Raw genomic sequence first — 15421 nt, 5'->3', positions numbered from 1 at the left:
TGTCACCGCGACAGATCTTTGCAACAAAATATTTCATCAAATACGAAGAACTTGATCAAAATATTTGTCTCTTCTTTTTAATCGGTCTCTGCATATGCGATTTATTCCTGACCAAACACCAGCTTCAAGGGTTTGCACTGTTTTGACGAACGTCTTTCCATGACATCATACCTAATCCTCTGTGTTGCCAGAGCACCATCTATCCCCTAACGAAAAAATATACTAGAGACGATCTATTAGTTTCTTTCAGCGGTAGGTCTTCGAGGATGGTTTCATACGATGAAATTCTGACAGTCCATATGGTGGCGCGCTATGGTAGCTTTGCAATGGCGGCAACGCGTCTACACAAAGTGCCCTCCGCGATCAGTTACAAGATCCGAAAAATCGAGGAAATGCTGCAAGTCTCCTTGTTCGAGCGCAATTCCAAGAAGGTGACGCTGACGCCCGCAGGGCGGCATTTCATCAAGAAAAGCAAGTTCATCCTCGACGACATTGACGACCTGTCTCGCGAGACGCGCATCGTCCACTCCGGCATCGATCCCACATTCAAAATCGCCGTCAACAACATCCTGAACCGAAAAGCCATAGTTCCATTCGTCAAAGCGTTTACCGAACAGTTTCCCACGATCGATCTCTTCATTGAGACCGAAGTCTACAACGGCACCTGGGATATCCTGTATCGAAGACAGGCTGATCTGGTCATCGGCGCGCCTCACACGGCTCCTAACATGGAAGGCATCATCTGCGAGGAGATGGGATCCGTCCCTTGGGACTTTGTCGTTGCACAGGATCATCCCCTTGCCCAGTGCACCCACCCCCTTACAACGCCTGAACTGAGGGCACACACTGCAATTTGTGTCCGTGATACGTCCGTCGAAACAGCGCCGCAATCCTCTTGGCTTCTGGAGGGACAGAAAGTGGTCTATGCACCAGATCTAGCCATCATGATCCGAATGATACAGGCTGGGATCGGAATTGCTTACCTACCGCACCACAAAGTTGCCGACCTTCTGGATCAAGGCGCGCTGATTAAAAAGCCCGTGGTGGAACACAAAACACCAACTACCGTTTTCGTAGCTTGGCGCGAAAACCCCAACAGCACCGCACTGAACTGGGTCTGCGAGTTTCTTTCCAAACCAGAAATCAAGGCAAGTTGGCTGTAGGGTCGCATCTTGATGCCGCTTTAGGAATGCCGTGCAAATCATGGAAACGCACCAACGGGTAGCTTTTTACCAATTGGTGCGCTCCAGATTTTGGGTGCGTGCTTATTAACTAGAACAGCAGATTAGGCAGAAACAACACAACTCCCGGCGTCAGTGCCATGAAGGTGATCAATGCGAGAATGGCCAAGATAAATGGAACGGACTCGCGAATGTACTCATCAGTTGGGCATTTCAGAATACCGCAAACAGTGAACATCGCTACCCCGACCGGCGGTGTCATCCCTCCCATCGTCACTGTCGTCATCATCAAAATACCGAAGTGAACCGGATCAATTCCAAGCTTTATGATTACGGGCACAAAAATCGGTGTCAGCAATAGAACAAGCACAGTGCTTTCTAGAAACATTCCACAAACCGCAAGGAATAACAGCACCAGAAAAAGAATAAGTGTTGGTGTTTCGGAGATCCCCAACACAAAGGCTGAGAGGTTTTGAGGTACTTGTTCAAATACAATCGCATAGCCAAGCATAGCTGAGAACATGATAATCAGCATGATCATGCCAATATCACGCGCACTCTGCTCCAGCGTTTCCCAAACGGACTTCCAAGTCAGCTCTTTGTAAACCCAAAAGCCGATGATCAGCGCATAAACCACTGCGAATGCGCCAGCTTCCGACGGCGTGAACACACCGAACCGGATGCCGCCAATAAGAAAAACCGGGAACATAAGCGCCCACTTGGCCTCACCCAGCTCTTTGATGACTTCACCGCGCGATGGGCGCTCGTCCAACTCGGGCTTATAACCACGCCGCTTGGCCACGATGTATGCGGTCGACATCAAAAAGACGGCCATCAAAATGCCGGGCACAATACCAGCAAGAAACAAGCGCCCAATCGATACGTTGCCGACGAAACCATAGAGGATCAGTCCAATGGATGGCGGAATAGTTGCGCAAATCAAGGATGAGAATGCAATGGAGCAGCCGGTGTAACCCTTGGAGAATCCTCGTTCCAGCATTGACGGGCCGAGGATACGTGACTGCATTGCCGAGTCAGCTACCGCGGACCCAGATATCCCGCCCATCAACGCCGACAATGCGATTGTAACCTGTGCTAAACCGCCGGATATCCAACCCGTTGTAACAGTCGCAAATCCAATCAACCTCTTGGTAATCCCAGTAGCATTCATCAGGTTTCCCGCGAGGACAAAAAACGGAACAGCCAACAATGGGAACGATTGAGACGATGATGCAATTCGCTGCACACTGATAGAAACAGGAACGAAATCAGAGGTAAGGAAAAAAAGAAAACTACCGATACCGATAGAAAAGGCAACAGGTACGCCAGCCAGCATCAATGCAGCAAAAACAAAAACTATAAGTAGCATCGCATTCATCCTTCGGCTTTGCCTAAGAGCTTCTGAAGAGCAACGAAGAACTTGCCAACTGAAGTGAGAGCGAGCAAAGCACACCCAACAGGCACAGCTGCTGTGACCCAAGCATAGCTCATATCAGTGTCACTCAGCCGGCGTTCAACATTCATCGTGGTGAGGTCATAGCCGTATCTGATCAAAGCCAACAAGAATGCGATGGTCAGAGCATATCCAACAGCTTCGACAAGATACTGCAGTTTTTTCGGACAACGCCGGATCAGGAAATCAACACCGATATGTTGATCGTGACGCAGAGCCTGATTGGCTCCGAGGAAACAAATCCAGATAAAGAGCAGTTGGGCTATATCCACCGACCATATAATGGGATAGCCAACCCAACGTGCGAGTGAAGCTACAACAACCAACACCACGCAAGCACCAAGAAGCACCTTCAATATCAGATTTTCGAACTTGTAGTAGCCTTCCAACATGGCCATGTATCCATTTTGGGAGATGAGCGCGCGCACTAAACGCGCACCCATCATGAATGTTTGCACGTGGTGGACGTTAGTCCTGAATAACCGCGCGCACCTGATCACGTAGTTCAGTCAACCCCAAATCCTTATAGACGCTCTCGGTGGCTTCCTTGAAAGGCGTCACATCAATATCGACGATGTTCATGCCGCTCTCCTCGTGCATTTTCTTTTCGTACACAAGAAGGCTTTCTTCGGTGAGTTGTGATGCATAGTCTCCCGCCTCAAGGGCGGCATCACGAATGGCAGTTTGATATTCATCAGGCAGCTGCTGGAACCACGCATCTCCGGTTACCAAACCGGTGATCAAGAAAAACTGACCGGTCTTGGTGTAGTAAGACGCAACTTCATGTAGCTTTGCACCATACACCGCCGGTGACTGCCCTTCTGCAGCATCAATGACACCTTGTTGCAGGCCGGGATACACCTCGGTCCAACCCATTGGAGTAGGCGTCGCCCCCATCTGTCTGATGGTCTCCATGAATACTGGAGCGCCAATAGTACGCAGCCGAACGCCTTGAAGGTCTTCTGGCGTTTCAATCGGCTTGTTGGTGATGAGATGGCGCTGCCCTTGATACCAATTGAAGGACAAAATGCGATGACCAGAGCTATTGGCCAGCTTCTCACTCCAAGTCTCAAATAGATCCGAGGTAACTACTTGACGCATCTGACTGAAGTTGTCGACAATGTATGGAGCCGATAAAATTGCCAGTTCAGGAGCAAACTCAGAAAGGCGCCCGCCGTCCACAATTACGGCCACATTTGCGCCAGCACGAGCCTGTTCCAAGACGTCCTCATCCGTACCAAGCTGAGATCCTGGAAAAATTCGAACGTTTACCTCACCATCTGTTTTTTCAGCCACAAGCTCCTGAAACCTCTCCAGACCAATGTAAGTCGGGTCATCGGTTGTCAGTGCAGTGCTCATGTTAAGCTGATAGCTGGCGGACAGGGCCGCGCTACCAGAAACGGCTATAGCAAGTGCGGATCCCAAGGCAACTTTGAGCAGCTTGTTCATACAATCCTCCAAAATGGCAGCATCACGTCGATGCTGGTATACTGTCAGTGACAAAAGGCGGGCTCCGACACCCATGCAGGCCACCCTCCCATTGACGTTCTACTACCATACTAGTTCTATAAATAGACCGTATTATTACTTATCTCTCTACACAAACAGTTAATGGAACGCTGGCGCGCCATTTCCGGGCCTACTGCAAGTCATCCAGAAAATAGCGCAGGATTACCCTCTTCTATTGCAGGCAAGGACTTCAAAATCTCTTGGAGATGGATCTCCATCTGACCTTGCGCAGCCTGTGCGTTACCCGCCTCTATAGCGCGCACGATGGCTTTATGCTGCTCGATTAACTTTGGAATCGGCGTCGCGTCACCAAGGCTCAAGTATCGAACGCGGTCCATTTGCGCTTTCATATCAACTACAATGCGCCATCCCATCTCACAGTTCACGCCCATTGCAATTGCACAATGAAACTTCTCATCCAACTTCAGGAACTCGGCATTATCGTTGTGTTTTTGCGCCAGTTCTTGCAGTTCGATCAAGCGATCAAGCTCCTTCACCAGCGCCAAAGAGGGGAGCTGCGCAGCCTTGCGCACCAAGGCAACTTCAATTGCCTCACGCAAAAAACGCGCGTTCTCCACCTCCCGTCTTGAGATTGGAACGACGAAAGTGCCGCGCTGCGGACGAACTTCCAACAATCCCACATCCGCCAGCTTAATAAAGGCCTCTCTAACCGGCTGCCGCGACACCCCCAAACGCTTGGCAACGTCAGCCTCTGACAACAGATTTCCAGGCTGCAACTGCAACTGAACAACAGCCCTTTTCAACGCCTCATAAACGCGTTTCGAAACACTACCTTCAGATAGCGCAGAAAAAGCCTCTACGAGATTCTCTAGTTTCGTCTCATTTTCCATATTGACAACATACTACCATTCTAGTTTAACAGCAATAGCTAGGGTCTGCTCTGTGACTTGATCGTGCTTGTTAGCCCGCATTGATAGCATAATTGCATTGCCTGGTATTTAGAAACTGGATTGATCACAGGCACAGACCTGACCCGCTAGTTGCACTGTCAGGAAGCAGAGATAACACTATGAGAGCGACGTGGAGATGGTTCGGTCCGAGAGACCTGTGCACGATGGCAAATGTCAGGCAAGTTGGGGCGAAAGCAGTTGTTTCAGCCCTTCACCACATCCCCGATGGTGAGCTATTGACATCGGAAGAAATCGAAAACCGGCAGAACGAAGTACGATTTCTTCCCGACGGCACGGCAAGCGGACTGGAATGGGAAATAATTGAAAGCCTTCCGGTATCCGAAGACATCAAACGTCAATCGGGTGCTTGGCGAGCGCACATTCAGAACTACAAAGCAAGTCTGGCTAATCTAGCGAACGCCGGCATAAAGACAGTTTGCTATAATTTCATGCCAATCTTGGACTGGACGCGAACCAACTTGCGTCATGAGCTCCCAAATGGCGCGACATGCATGCGTTTCGACCTCGATGATTTCGCAGCCTACGATTTGTTTGTGCTGCAGCGGAGCGGGGCGGAAAACGACTATCCCGAGAACGTGAGGGAACGCGCCAAACAACGCTACTTCTCATTTTCCAACGGTGAGATCGAGTTGCTATCATCAAGCATTATGTGCGGGCTTCCGGGCGCCAAGCGACAAAAGGTCGAGGACGTCCTTGACGCACTATCGCTCTATAAAAACATAAACGAAGATCTGCTTCGCAAACATCTGATTGACTTCCTCAGTGAAGTGATACCGACGGCTGAACGCCTTGGGATGAAAATGGCGTGTCATCCAGACGACCCACCATTTCCTTTGCTTGGGCTACCGCGTATTACATCAACCGAAAGCCACTATAAAACCATGCTCGAGGCAGTAAACAGTCCGGCCAACGGCATGGCTCTGTGTACCGGGTCACTCGGCGTGCGATCAGATAACGATTTGCCGGGTATGATTGACCGTTTAGGAGATAAGCTTCACTTTCTTCACATTCGCAACGTCGTTAGTGAAGAAACCATTGCCGCTTCAGAGCCACAACGGCTTCATAATTTTTATGAATCTGAACACCTTACAGGAAATGTAGATTTAGTGGCACTAATCAAGGCTGCACTAGCTGAAGAAAAACGCCGACGTGATCGCGGCGAGGAGCATTGGGAGATACCTTTCCGACCTGACCATGGCTTGGATATTCTTGACGATATCGGGCGAGGAACTCAACCAGGCTACCCAACGATCGGGCGTATGAAGGGCCTTTCAGAAATAAACGGCATAATATACGCAAGCGCGCACTAAGCCCGAACAATCTCGCGAGCGAGACATACTTCAAATACGCGATCTCTTAGGGCCTGCCGGTTTTGCAGGCCCTTATTTTTCCTATCTGTGTAAGCGCCCGCCGCCCTGCCCGGAAATCACTTCGTCAAATTCAGAGATCATGGCGACGGTTGACAGTGCTGTGCGCCCGAACTTGCTTTGTGTTGCAAGCAGCAACTTTCGGTCGGATATGGCCAGCGCCGCTTTCTTGACCGCGATCTTGGAAAGATCGAAATCCATGACGCGTCCCTTGTCGTCAACCCCGGAACAAGCGATCAGCGCATAATCGATGCGCAGACCGCTCAATGCCATCACAATCTCCTCCCCGACTAAAGACCCGTCCTTGCCCGCCATACGCCCGCCGAGCACAGTTACGTTGTGTCGCTTCGGGTCAAAGGCCAAAGCAGCCCGGATACTGTTTGTGAAAACCGTGAGGCCATGACGGCTGTTCAACTGCCGTGCGGTATATTCAACGGTTGTCCCCACATCCAGAAACAGACTCGCTCCATCAGGAACAAGCTCGGCAGCTTCATGCGCAACAAGCTTCTTATCCGCGACATTCATCCGCTCCTTGTGGCTATGGTCCAACCGAAGGGTTTCGGATCGACCGATTGCTCCGGCGCCTCCATGAAAGCGCTGCAAATGCCCGGCTTCAGATAACGCGATGATATCCCGACGCACTGTTTGAGCTGACACACCAAACTCATCGGCCAGGTTTTCAATGGTTACGAAGCCTTGCTTCTCAGTCGCCTCGAGAATTCGCAACTGACGGTCGCTGAGGGATATGGAAGAGGATGATTGGTTCATGAAACTGTTAAATCCAAGGAGTAAAGATGTAAATTATCTTACACGTACTATCGAAAGACGCCAATGCCTATACCGCAGCTTTTTGTCACTAAGAACAATGTGTTCAGCCTGCACGGCCAATTAGACCCATGGACCTGGACATGGCGGCCCGCCGATCTGCCGAAGGAAGCAATTCAGGCCAATGCACAAGAAGCGCTGCGCGTTCTCAAGAATGCCTCCAATCGGCGCAAACTACCAGTTGGTGTCATCGGCCCTCGTGACGCAACCGACGATCAATTGTCCACGGCGCAGGAAATCGGTGCAAGACTGGCTGATTTGGGAATTACGATGATCTGCGGAGGCAAAACGGGTGTCATGACGGCCGCAGCCAAAGGGTGCTTCGAACAAGGCGGGCTAACCGTTGGCCTTATTCCAGATCACGAATGGCAAGCAGCGAACCCGTACATAGCCCTGCCGATCGCCACGGGCTTGAGCGAGGCCCGCAACATGATCATCGCGAAATCCTGCGAGGTTCTCATCGCGATCGGCGGTTCCTACGGCACCCTGACCGAAATCGCCTATGGGCTGCATTTCTCCAAACCTGTGATCGGTCTGTGCGGCGCAACCCCGGTTGCGGGCCTTCAAACAGCTGACAGCGCGAGTGACGCGATCACCCTGATGGCCGATCATCTGTTTGCTCGGGCGCAAGCGTCATAAAACATACACCGACTCAGCGTTAGTTGTAATATAATTTACAAAAGGCAATCGCAAGCATGTGCCCATCCCCCGTCCTCGAACTGCGCGATGTCTGCCGCCGCTTCGGCAAGACAGATGTCTTGAAGTCGATCAACATCACAATTTCCGAAGGCAGCTTTACAGCGCTCTTGGGTTCCTCCGGCTGCGGAAAATCTACTACCTTGCGTATCATGGCCGGGCTTGATCGCCCAACAAGTGGTCAAGTGCTGCTGCAAGGACGGAGCGTTGCGGAAAAGACCGCCCACCAACGCAACATCGCCATGGTGTTTCAGTCATACGCGCTCTATCCGCATCTCACCGTGTTTCAGAATATGGCTCTGCCGTTGACAATGCGACACCTGTCCACATTTGGACGCATGCCACTCCTCGGCGCTTTAGTTCCAGGTGCGCAGAAAAACCGCGCCATGATAGCGGACAAGATTGAACAAGCCGCCGCCGTATTGGGCCTTGATAACCTGTTGGGACGCAAACCCTCTGAACTCTCGGGCGGGCAGAAGCAACGGGTAGCCCTCGGTCGAGCCATGGTCCGCGACCCCGCTCTATTCCTCCTGGATGAACCCCTGTCCAATCTTGATGCGCGCCTTCGCGTGAAGATGCGAGGAGAACTGACCGCGTTACACAAACGCACGGGGCGCCCATTTGTTTACGTCACGCACGATCAGGCAGAAGCAATGGCAATGGCAGACCAGATCATCGTGATGATGGGCGGTCATGTGGCGCAGGTTGGCACGCCACGGGATTTATATGACAGACCCGCCAACCGCGAGGTCGCGGCGTTTATCGGCACGAACAGCATCAATCTGTTCGCACCCGAAGATGGCCCAACCGGGCTGCATTCAGCTAATGAACAGGCGTTGCTCGGAGTGCGCCCGGAACACCTGACCCCAAGCACTGAAGGGTCCATATCTGCAAGTCTTCATAATGCTGAGTTTCTGGGCTCCGAAATCGTTCTCACCTTGCACCTTCCCTCGGGCAAGGAGATCACCGCGCTCGCACCCGGCGACTTCACCGTACCTGCGGAAGGGACAACTGTTCGACTTCAAGCTGAACCTCATCGCATTCATTTGTTCGACCCGTCCTCCGGCAATCGTCTGGAGGCTGCACCATGACCGCCTTGAGCCTGGCTACACGCGAACGCCTCACGGATATCTGGCTCGCAGGACCTGCCACATTGGCAATGGTTGTTTTTATCTTCCTGCCTGTGGCGATCGTCGCAATGTTGTCCCTGACCGATTATCAGTTCGGCGCCACGACGTTTTCCTGGATTGGACTGGAAAACTACCAGAAACTCTTCAGTTCAACACTCGGACGCAAAGCCATAACCAACACACTGATTTATGTTGCGGTTGTCATTCCCGGCTCAGTGGTTCTGGGGTTGTTGGTTGCACTGGGGCTTCATCGCATGAACCACTGGGCACCCCGTCTGTCGAACGTGTTTCGCACCGTCTACTTCCTGCCGGTCGCGGCCACGCTGGTGGCTATGTCTGTTGCGTGGCAAATGGTTTTGCATCCATCACTGGGTGTCGTCAATCAGGGTCTGGTTGCCGTCAACCTGCCACCTCAGAACTGGTTGGGTGATCGCGGCCTTGTTCTCTATACCCTCTCAATCATAGGCATCTGGCAAACCGTGGGCTACAACATGGTGCTATTTCTCGCGGGCCTCCTAGCCATTCCTGATGAGTTGTACGATGCTGCTGAAGTCGACGGTGCGGGCAGTCCCTGGTCCAGCTTCTGGACGGTTACCTGGCCCATGCTCGGACCCACCACCCTGTTCGTCATGGTGATTACGGCAGCGAATGCTTTCAGGGTTTTCGAAACAGTCGCGACGCTCACAAAAGGCGGCCCCGCCTTTGCCTCAGACACGCTGGTCTACGCCTTGTACCGCGAGGGATTCGTCTATTTCAAGGCGGGCTACTCAAGCGCAATCACAATTGTCTTTTTTGCCATTCTGCTGGTTTTGACCCTGCTTCAGTTCAGAGTTGTCGAACGGAAGGTCCATTACAGATGACTTTCAACCGCTTCTTGGGTCGCGCACTTTCGCTGACCCTCCTGACCCTTGGCGCAGTCGCCATTTTGCTACCGTTCATCTGGATGTTGTCTCTGGCATTCAAACCACAAGATGAAATCTTCAGTGCTTCAATCCAGTTGCTGCCCTCTTCAATTGAATGGCGCAATTTTGTGGTGGCGCTCACGGAAACAGATGTACCCCGCTATCTGCTCAATGGTCTCATCGTCGTATTTGGCATCCTGGCCTTCCAGATCCTGTTCAGCGTCCCTTGTGCCTTCGCTCTTACACAACGTCGGTTTGCAGGTCGCACGCTCATCTTCGGCATGGTGCTGGCCGCCTTGCTGGTGCCATTTCATGTGACGGCCATTCCCATTTTTCTGGGGTTTGCCCAACTGGGTCTGCTCAACAGCTATTGGGCGCTTATTCTACCGTTCATACCGACCGCATTCGGCATCTTCCTCTTCCGCCAATTTCTGGCACAGGTGCCAGCAGAATTGTTTGATGCTGCACGCGTCGATGGCCTGAGCGAAACAGCCATTGTCTGGCGCATAGCTTTTCCGCTCGCGCTCCCGGCAGCAACGGCATTTGCCATTTTCTCCATCACCGCACACTGGAACGATCTCTTTTGGCCGCTCATTGCAACCACCGATCCGCATCTGGCCACCCCGCCCAGAGGCATTTTGTTTTTCCGGGATGAGGAATCCGGCAACGACGTCGGCGCGCTCATGGCGGCAACGGTCTTGATCACGGCCCCGCTCGTTCTGGCGTTTCTGTTCGCACAACGCAAGTTCCCCCAAGGCCTCGCTACCGGCGGCCTGAAGGGATGATGTCACAACTCAACAAGTGCGCAGGTTCAACTGTGCCGCCTCTCGACTGAATAAACTGGAGTTCTAAGACCAATGAAACCTGTCCTTTATGCTGCAGCACTCGCCTGCGTCGCCACTGTCGCCCATGCGCAGGAAACTGAAATTCGCGTTCATTATGCAATCCCCACGATCTGGGCAGAAACCCAGCAAAAGCTGGCGGATGCTTTCATGGAACAGCATCCAGACATCAAGGTCGTAATCGACGGCCCTGCAGAAAGCTATGCGGACGGCGTTCAGCGTCTACTGCGTGAATCTGTTGCCGGAACGACCCCGGATGTGGCCTATGTCGGTCTGAACCGTTGGCGGATTCTGGAGGATCGCGGCCTTACTCAGCCACTCGATGATTATCTCGGCGATCAGGCAGAAGCTCTGGGCTACACCCCGGCACTCTTGTCGCTTGGCCAGTATGAAGGCAAGCAACATGCCCTCGGCACCTCCGCCTCCACACTCGTCATGTACGTCAACCCGGATCTGGTCGAAAAGGCCGGGGGATCCATGGACACCTTCCCAACCACTTTCGACGGTGTGATCGAACTGGCTGCGAAGATCAACCAATTGGATGATAAAACAGACGGCGTCTGGATTGGCCGTCACGATTGGCGTTTCCAGTCATTGCTTGGTTCACATGGCGGTCGTCCAATGAACGAAAACGAAAGTGATATCACTTTCGATAATGAGGCAGGTTTTACAGCAGCGGGTCTATACCAGCGGTTCGCAACTGAAGCAGGCATGAAATCCTACGGCCAGAACGAAGCCCGTCAGGCATTCCCAGCCGGTACACTTGGCATCATGTTCGAAAGCTCTTCACTACAGAAGGCCTTTGAGGCAGGTGCTGGCGAGGCATTTGCCCCAGTCGTCAAGCCATTGCCGATCGCAACTGACGACACAAGCCGCGTGTACTTTCCGACAGGCGGCTCCGGCATCGTCATGCTGACAAAGGACGCTGACAAACAGGCGGCCGCATGGGAATACATCAAATACGTCACCGGACCTGAGGGGCAGAAGATCATCGTTGAAAACACCGGATATGCGCCGGCCAATGCCAAGGTGATTGAAGACGAGAGCTATTTGGGTGAATTTTACGCGGCCAACCCGAACTCTCGCGTTGCCCATACGCAAGTCGCAACCTATGCAGGTCCTTGGTATGCCTATCCGGGTGCAGAAGGTGTTGCCGTCACGGACCTGATCGCGGCGTCTCTGGTTGAGATCACCGAAGGAGAAGATGCCAAAGCAACGATCGAAGACCTCGCAGAGACCCTGCGCCTGCAGCTTGGCATGAAGTAAGCCCCGCTTGCCAACAATTCTGAGGGCGGCACTGTTCTGTTGAGCAGCGCCGCCTCTCTCTATGAGCTTGGCAACCAATGATCGAATGGCTTGATCAGCCGACTACCTGTGCCAGAAATCGCCAACCGGCTCTCGGCGTGAGAGCACCGAAACGCTGGTCTGCCGAAAGACTATGTTTTTCCCGTTTCATCACCGTCAGACCCCGTGAACTTAGGTGCGCAACCAGCACACCCGGTCTTGCTCTGCGGACAGGAATCACAGGCCCCCTTTCGCACCCATAACTTGCGATAGAGGTAGTAAAGCGCCCCAAGGATTACGAGCACAACGATGGCATAGTCCGCCAGGCCGGACGATGCTGCATCGAGGATAGCCTTGTCCTCCATCACGAACCTCCTGATACTTCGGTAGTCATCCGTCGCAGTCGCAACGCTGAACGCCTGTCACTCATCAAGCCAACGATGATCAACAGGGCAAGTGCCGAGAAATAGACGATCGTCATCATCTGTATGCCGGAGACACCGGTCGCAACTCCTATGGAATAGACCAGGCTGGACACTGTCAGCCCCAACACGGTCGGGAACAGGATGGAAAACAGCATCCACATGTAAGAGCCTGTTTGCACCTTCACCATGACCGTCGTCGCCAGACATGGGGGATACAACGCGAAAAACAGGATCATTGATACCGCAAGCAAGGCAGTGGCGCCGCCGCTACGGGTTTCTGAACCCATGCGATCCTCAAGTGAACTGTTCTGATCATCGTCCTGCTGAAACAGCACCCCTAAAGTGGCTACGCTGCTTTCCCGAGCCGCAAAAGACGACAGCAAGGCCACATTGATCTTCCAATCGAAACCAGCAAATTGTGTTACTGGCTCCATGGAGCGGCCGACCACACCGAGGAAGGAGTTCGTGATCCGTTCTTCCTTCATGTCCCGTCGTAACGTCATGCGTGTGCGGATCAGACTTCGCAGCGCGCGCCGTCCCTTTTTGGCATCCTTGTCACCGCGCGGCGGCTTTACCAACGCGTAGAACGCCGGATTTTCAGCTTGGAACGTTTCGGCCACGCGCTTGGAGCCGGCTGCGCCACCTGCATTCAATTTCGCTCGCTTGTAGTTGCTATAAAAATTGACCAGCGGCACGATGTTTTCATCCTCGGCAACAGCCGCATAAGACGTGCCGTTCATGGCCTTTTGGAATTTCTCGACCGCAGTTATCGCTTGGCTTTCGTAGTAAGCCATCCGTTCCTCTGGCAAGCCGGGGAATTGCAACAACGTAAAGACCACGACCGCCACAGCAATCACTATGGTGCCAACCTTCTTGATATAAATCCATGTGCGCTCAAAGGACCGACGCAATACACCAGACACGGTCGGCAAATGATAGGTCGGCATTTCCATGACAAAGGGGGAGGTTTCCTGACCGCGCAGCACCGTCTTGGTCAACAGCTTGGAGACCAGCAACGCAAAAATGATGGTCATCGTTGAAATGTAGAACATCATCAACGACTTGTCCTCGACGAAGAATATACCCAACAGCAAGGTGTAGAGGGGTACCTTTGCTAGGCAATTCATGAAAGGCACGGCGAAAATTGTTGCCATCCGAGCCCGGTTGTCTGGAATACCCTTGGTTGCCATGATGCCGGGCACTGCACAACCACCTGCAAACACGCCGCCAAGAATGAGCGGCAGGGTGCTTTGCCCATGCAAACCAAACCGATGCAGTATCTTGTCTAGAATGAACGCGATCCGCGCCATGTATCCCGAATCTTCAAGTATGGCGATCAACGCAAACAGGATCAGGAAAATCGGGACATAGTTCAAAAGCGTGTTCGCGGAATCCACTAGCCACAGCCCCATGGAGCGTGTGTACGGATCCTCCAGAAAGCCTGCATTCGGCAACAGCCCGGCAATCAACTCACGCGTTTTGGCCAGATACGGCCACGTGTAATTGGTTAGTTCATAGCCCCAAACGATTGAAACCTGATAGATCAGATAGACGGTAAGCACGAGAAAAAAGGGGGCGGCCAACCGGTTCAGAAGAACACGATCAACCCTGCTTGTGAGAGTTTCCCCTTTCGTCGCTGACGCTTTAACACACCCATCGACAATGGCCCTGATTTGGGCATCTCGCGCCGTGATAATATGATCACAGACATCGCATTCATTAGCCGCCTCGAAGGTTGCGGCCATCTCGCGTGCAGCTTCGAGTACAGTTTGCGCCTTGTCTGCAGACATATGCTCACGCACGAGCAACTCAGCTTGTTGGTCACCCTCCAGTATCTTGAGCGCCAGCCAACGAGATGGCAGAGACGTGGCGAGCGCCACCTCACCCAAAGACAGAGCAACGTCGGCAACAATCGGCTCCAACTCACCATAGTTTACCGGCTTCAAGGCCTGTTGAGGCCGGCGGGACCGATCGTGAATGAGTTGCTTCAGTTCCTCGCGCCCGACACCCCGACTGCCCACAGTAGCAATTACCGGGACAGACAGGCGGGCCGACAATGTGGCAATGTCGATGTCGAGGCCACGCCCCTTCGCCACATCCATCATGTTCAGCGCGACGACCGTTTTAAGCCCCATCTCCAGCAATTGAAGGGTCAAATGCAAGGAACGACGTAGATTAGCGGCATCCACAACATTGACTGCGACATCTGGACGCTCCCGCACAAGAAAGTCACGCGCCACTCTTTCTTCCAGTGAAAACGAAGTGAGCGAATACGTCCCCGGCAGGTCCACCGCGACCACCGCGGTGCCATTGAAACTGTAGTGACCGTACTTCTTGTCGACGGTGACGCCCGGATAGTTGGCAACGTGCTGGCGCGCACCGGTCAGAGCATTGAAAAGCGTTGACTTCCCTGCATTTTGCTGGCCTGCCAATGCCACCTGAATTGAACCAGCCATTTATGCCTCATCCACTTCTACGGTGGCTGCTTCTTGCCGTCGCAAGGTGATCGCAGAAGCATCGACACGAAGCTCGATCGGATCGTTCAGCGGGGCTGCTCGGACCACAGTCACAGGCACGTTTGGCATCAGCCCCAAATCCAGTAGTCGTTGGCGAACGGCGCCAGTTGCGTGAAGCTTTCGGATGGAGACGGGGGTGCCAGGCGAAACATCATTTAAGGAACGCAAACTAATTGAAATCACTTCAGAATTTCTCATGATCATGCTCGGCTCCGTTTTCTGGTTTTACATTTTTTGAAAACAAGGTGGCGCGGGAACCGCCGCCAGCGCCGTCACTTGCAATTGCAACTGACTACTATTTACAACAACAAAATCTATCAATAAAGTAATTTTTAGCCAAAGTACTTTGGAATTCATAC

Annotated in this window: 15 protein-coding genes; 7 read left to right on the top strand and 8 right to left on the bottom strand. The window is 52.7% G+C overall.

Annotated elements, in window-relative coordinates; translation table 11 throughout:
• The first annotated feature begins 266 nt into the window (after nt 1-266).
• Nucleotides 267-1163 carry a LysR substrate-binding domain-containing protein gene (locus G512_RS0110750; protein ID WP_028481719.1) on the top strand — a complete coding sequence of 299 codons (897 nt, stop codon included), beginning with the start codon at nt 267-269 and terminating at the stop codon, nt 1161-1163.
• A 109-nt stretch (nt 1164-1272) separates the two neighbouring features.
• On the opposite strand, the gene G512_RS0110745 is transcribed toward G512_RS0110750, so the two are convergent.
• From G512_RS0110745 to G512_RS0110730, 4 genes are all read right to left on the bottom strand, one after another.
• Nucleotides 1273-2559, bottom strand: a complete 1287-nt coding sequence (locus tag G512_RS0110745) for a TRAP transporter large permease (protein WP_228130500.1) — start codon at nt 2557-2559, stop codon at nt 1273-1275.
• On the bottom strand, nt 2556-3092 hold the full coding sequence (locus G512_RS20790) for a TRAP transporter small permease (RefSeq protein WP_155943656.1): 537 nt from the start codon (nt 3090-3092) through the stop codon (nt 2556-2558). Before G512_RS20790 ends, G512_RS0110745 begins: the two co-directional genes overlap by 4 nt.
• Before the next feature lie 10 nt (nt 3093-3102).
• Nucleotides 3103-4083 (bottom strand): C4-dicarboxylate TRAP transporter substrate-binding protein, encoded by a 981-nt coding sequence (locus tag G512_RS0110735; protein ID WP_028481717.1) that lies wholly within the window; start codon nt 4081-4083, stop codon nt 3103-3105.
• 200 nt (nt 4084-4283) lie between these two features.
• A complete protein-coding gene (locus G512_RS0110730; RefSeq protein WP_028481716.1) occupies nt 4284-4994 on the bottom strand; it encodes a GntR family transcriptional regulator in 711 nt (236 codons plus the stop codon).
• A 179-nt stretch (nt 4995-5173) separates the two neighbouring features.
• Between G512_RS0110730 and uxuA the strand changes: the two genes are divergently transcribed.
• Nucleotides 5174-6385, top strand: coding sequence for a mannonate dehydratase (gene uxuA, locus G512_RS0110725; RefSeq protein WP_028481715.1), 1212 nt, complete (start codon nt 5174-5176; stop codon nt 6383-6385).
• Between the two features lie 81 nt (nt 6386-6466).
• On the opposite strand, the gene G512_RS20785 is transcribed toward uxuA, so the two are convergent.
• Nucleotides 6467-7210 carry a DeoR/GlpR family DNA-binding transcription regulator gene (locus tag G512_RS20785; RefSeq protein WP_051269217.1) on the bottom strand — a complete coding sequence of 248 codons (744 nt, stop codon included), beginning with the start codon at nt 7208-7210 and terminating at the stop codon, nt 6467-6469.
• 63 nt (nt 7211-7273) lie between these two features.
• Here G512_RS20785 and G512_RS0110715 point away from each other — a divergent pair, with 63 nt between their 5' ends.
• From G512_RS0110715 to G512_RS20775, 5 genes are all read left to right on the top strand, one after another.
• Nucleotides 7274-7906, top strand: coding sequence for a TIGR00725 family protein (locus tag G512_RS0110715; protein ID WP_051269216.1), 633 nt, complete (start codon nt 7274-7276; stop codon nt 7904-7906).
• 56 nt (nt 7907-7962) lie between these two features.
• The gene (locus tag G512_RS20780; RefSeq protein WP_051269215.1) at nt 7963-9054 is read left to right on the top strand and encodes an ABC transporter ATP-binding protein; all 1092 of its coding nucleotides are present in this window, start codon (nt 7963-7965) and stop codon (nt 9052-9054) included.
• A complete protein-coding gene (locus G512_RS0110705; protein ID WP_028481713.1) occupies nt 9051-9953 on the top strand; it encodes a carbohydrate ABC transporter permease in 903 nt (300 codons plus the stop codon). Before G512_RS20780 ends, G512_RS0110705 begins: the two co-directional genes overlap by 4 nt.
• Nucleotides 9950-10780 (top strand): carbohydrate ABC transporter permease, encoded by an 831-nt coding sequence (locus G512_RS0110700; protein ID WP_028481712.1) that lies wholly within the window; start codon nt 9950-9952, stop codon nt 10778-10780. Before G512_RS0110705 ends, G512_RS0110700 begins: the two co-directional genes overlap by 4 nt.
• Nucleotides 10781-10852: 72 nt before the next feature.
• Nucleotides 10853-12103, top strand: a complete 1251-nt coding sequence (locus tag G512_RS20775; RefSeq protein ID WP_051269214.1) for an ABC transporter substrate-binding protein — start codon at nt 10853-10855, stop codon at nt 12101-12103.
• Nucleotides 12104-12273: 170 nt separating this feature from the next.
• Here the strand turns inward: G512_RS20775 and G512_RS20770 are convergent, their stop codons facing one another.
• From G512_RS20770 to G512_RS0110680, 3 genes are read right to left on the bottom strand one after another with little or no spacing between them, the layout of a single operon-like run.
• Nucleotides 12274-12486, bottom strand: a complete 213-nt coding sequence (locus G512_RS20770; protein ID WP_036489521.1) for a hypothetical protein — start codon at nt 12484-12486, stop codon at nt 12274-12276.
• A complete protein-coding gene (gene feoB / locus G512_RS0110685) occupies nt 12486-15002 on the bottom strand; it encodes a ferrous iron transport protein B (protein ID WP_028481711.1) in 2517 nt (838 codons plus the stop codon). The genes G512_RS20770 and feoB overlap by 1 nt, the downstream gene beginning before the upstream one ends.
• A complete protein-coding gene (locus G512_RS0110680) occupies nt 15003-15266 on the bottom strand; it encodes a FeoA family protein (RefSeq protein ID WP_208974997.1) in 264 nt (87 codons plus the stop codon). It lies immediately after the preceding gene.
• Between the last annotated feature and the right edge of the window lie 155 nt (nt 15267-15421).

The sequence above is a fragment of the Pseudovibrio exalbescens DSM 16456 genome, assembly GCF_000422785.1.
Lineage (GTDB): Bacteria > Pseudomonadota > Alphaproteobacteria > Rhizobiales > Stappiaceae > Pseudovibrio > Pseudovibrio exalbescens.
The sequence above is the reverse complement of the archived record's forward strand: the minus strand, read 5'-3'. Positions and strand labels throughout refer to the sequence as shown.

What these genes read in the sequence shown, in the direction of transcription:
- G512_RS0110745 (WP_228130500.1), bottom strand. Translation starts at nt 2,559, where the DNA reads ATGAATGCGATGCTACTTATAGTTTTTGTTTTTGCTGCATTGATGCTG.
- G512_RS20775 (WP_051269214.1), top strand. Translation starts at nt 10,853, where the DNA reads ATGAAACCTGTCCTTTATGCTGCAGCACTCGCCTGCGTCGCCACTGTC.
- G512_RS0110750 (WP_028481719.1), top strand. Translation starts at nt 267, where the DNA reads ATGGTTTCATACGATGAAATTCTGACAGTCCATATGGTGGCGCGCTAT.
- G512_RS20770 (WP_036489521.1), bottom strand. Translation starts at nt 12,486, where the DNA reads ATGGAGGACAAGGCTATCCTCGATGCAGCATCGTCCGGCCTGGCGGAC.
- G512_RS0110705 (WP_028481713.1), top strand. Translation starts at nt 9,051, where the DNA reads ATGACCGCCTTGAGCCTGGCTACACGCGAACGCCTCACGGATATCTGG.
- G512_RS0110730 (WP_028481716.1), bottom strand. Translation starts at nt 4,994, where the DNA reads ATGGAAAATGAGACGAAACTAGAGAATCTCGTAGAGGCTTTTTCTGCG.
- feoB (WP_028481711.1), bottom strand. Translation starts at nt 15,002, where the DNA reads ATGGCTGGTTCAATTCAGGTGGCATTGGCAGGCCAGCAAAATGCAGGG.
- G512_RS0110715 (WP_051269216.1), top strand. Translation starts at nt 7,274, where the DNA reads ATGCCTATACCGCAGCTTTTTGTCACTAAGAACAATGTGTTCAGCCTG.
- G512_RS20780 (WP_051269215.1), top strand. Translation starts at nt 7,963, where the DNA reads ATGTGCCCATCCCCCGTCCTCGAACTGCGCGATGTCTGCCGCCGCTTC.
- G512_RS0110680 (WP_208974997.1), bottom strand. Translation starts at nt 15,266, where the DNA reads ATGATCATGAGAAATTCTGAAGTGATTTCAATTAGTTTGCGTTCCTTA.
- uxuA (WP_028481715.1), top strand. Translation starts at nt 5,174, where the DNA reads ATGAGAGCGACGTGGAGATGGTTCGGTCCGAGAGACCTGTGCACGATG.
- G512_RS0110700 (WP_028481712.1), top strand. Translation starts at nt 9,950, where the DNA reads ATGACTTTCAACCGCTTCTTGGGTCGCGCACTTTCGCTGACCCTCCTG.
- G512_RS20785 (WP_051269217.1), bottom strand. Translation starts at nt 7,210, where the DNA reads ATGAACCAATCATCCTCTTCCATATCCCTCAGCGACCGTCAGTTGCGA.
- G512_RS0110735 (WP_028481717.1), bottom strand. Translation starts at nt 4,083, where the DNA reads ATGAACAAGCTGCTCAAAGTTGCCTTGGGATCCGCACTTGCTATAGCC.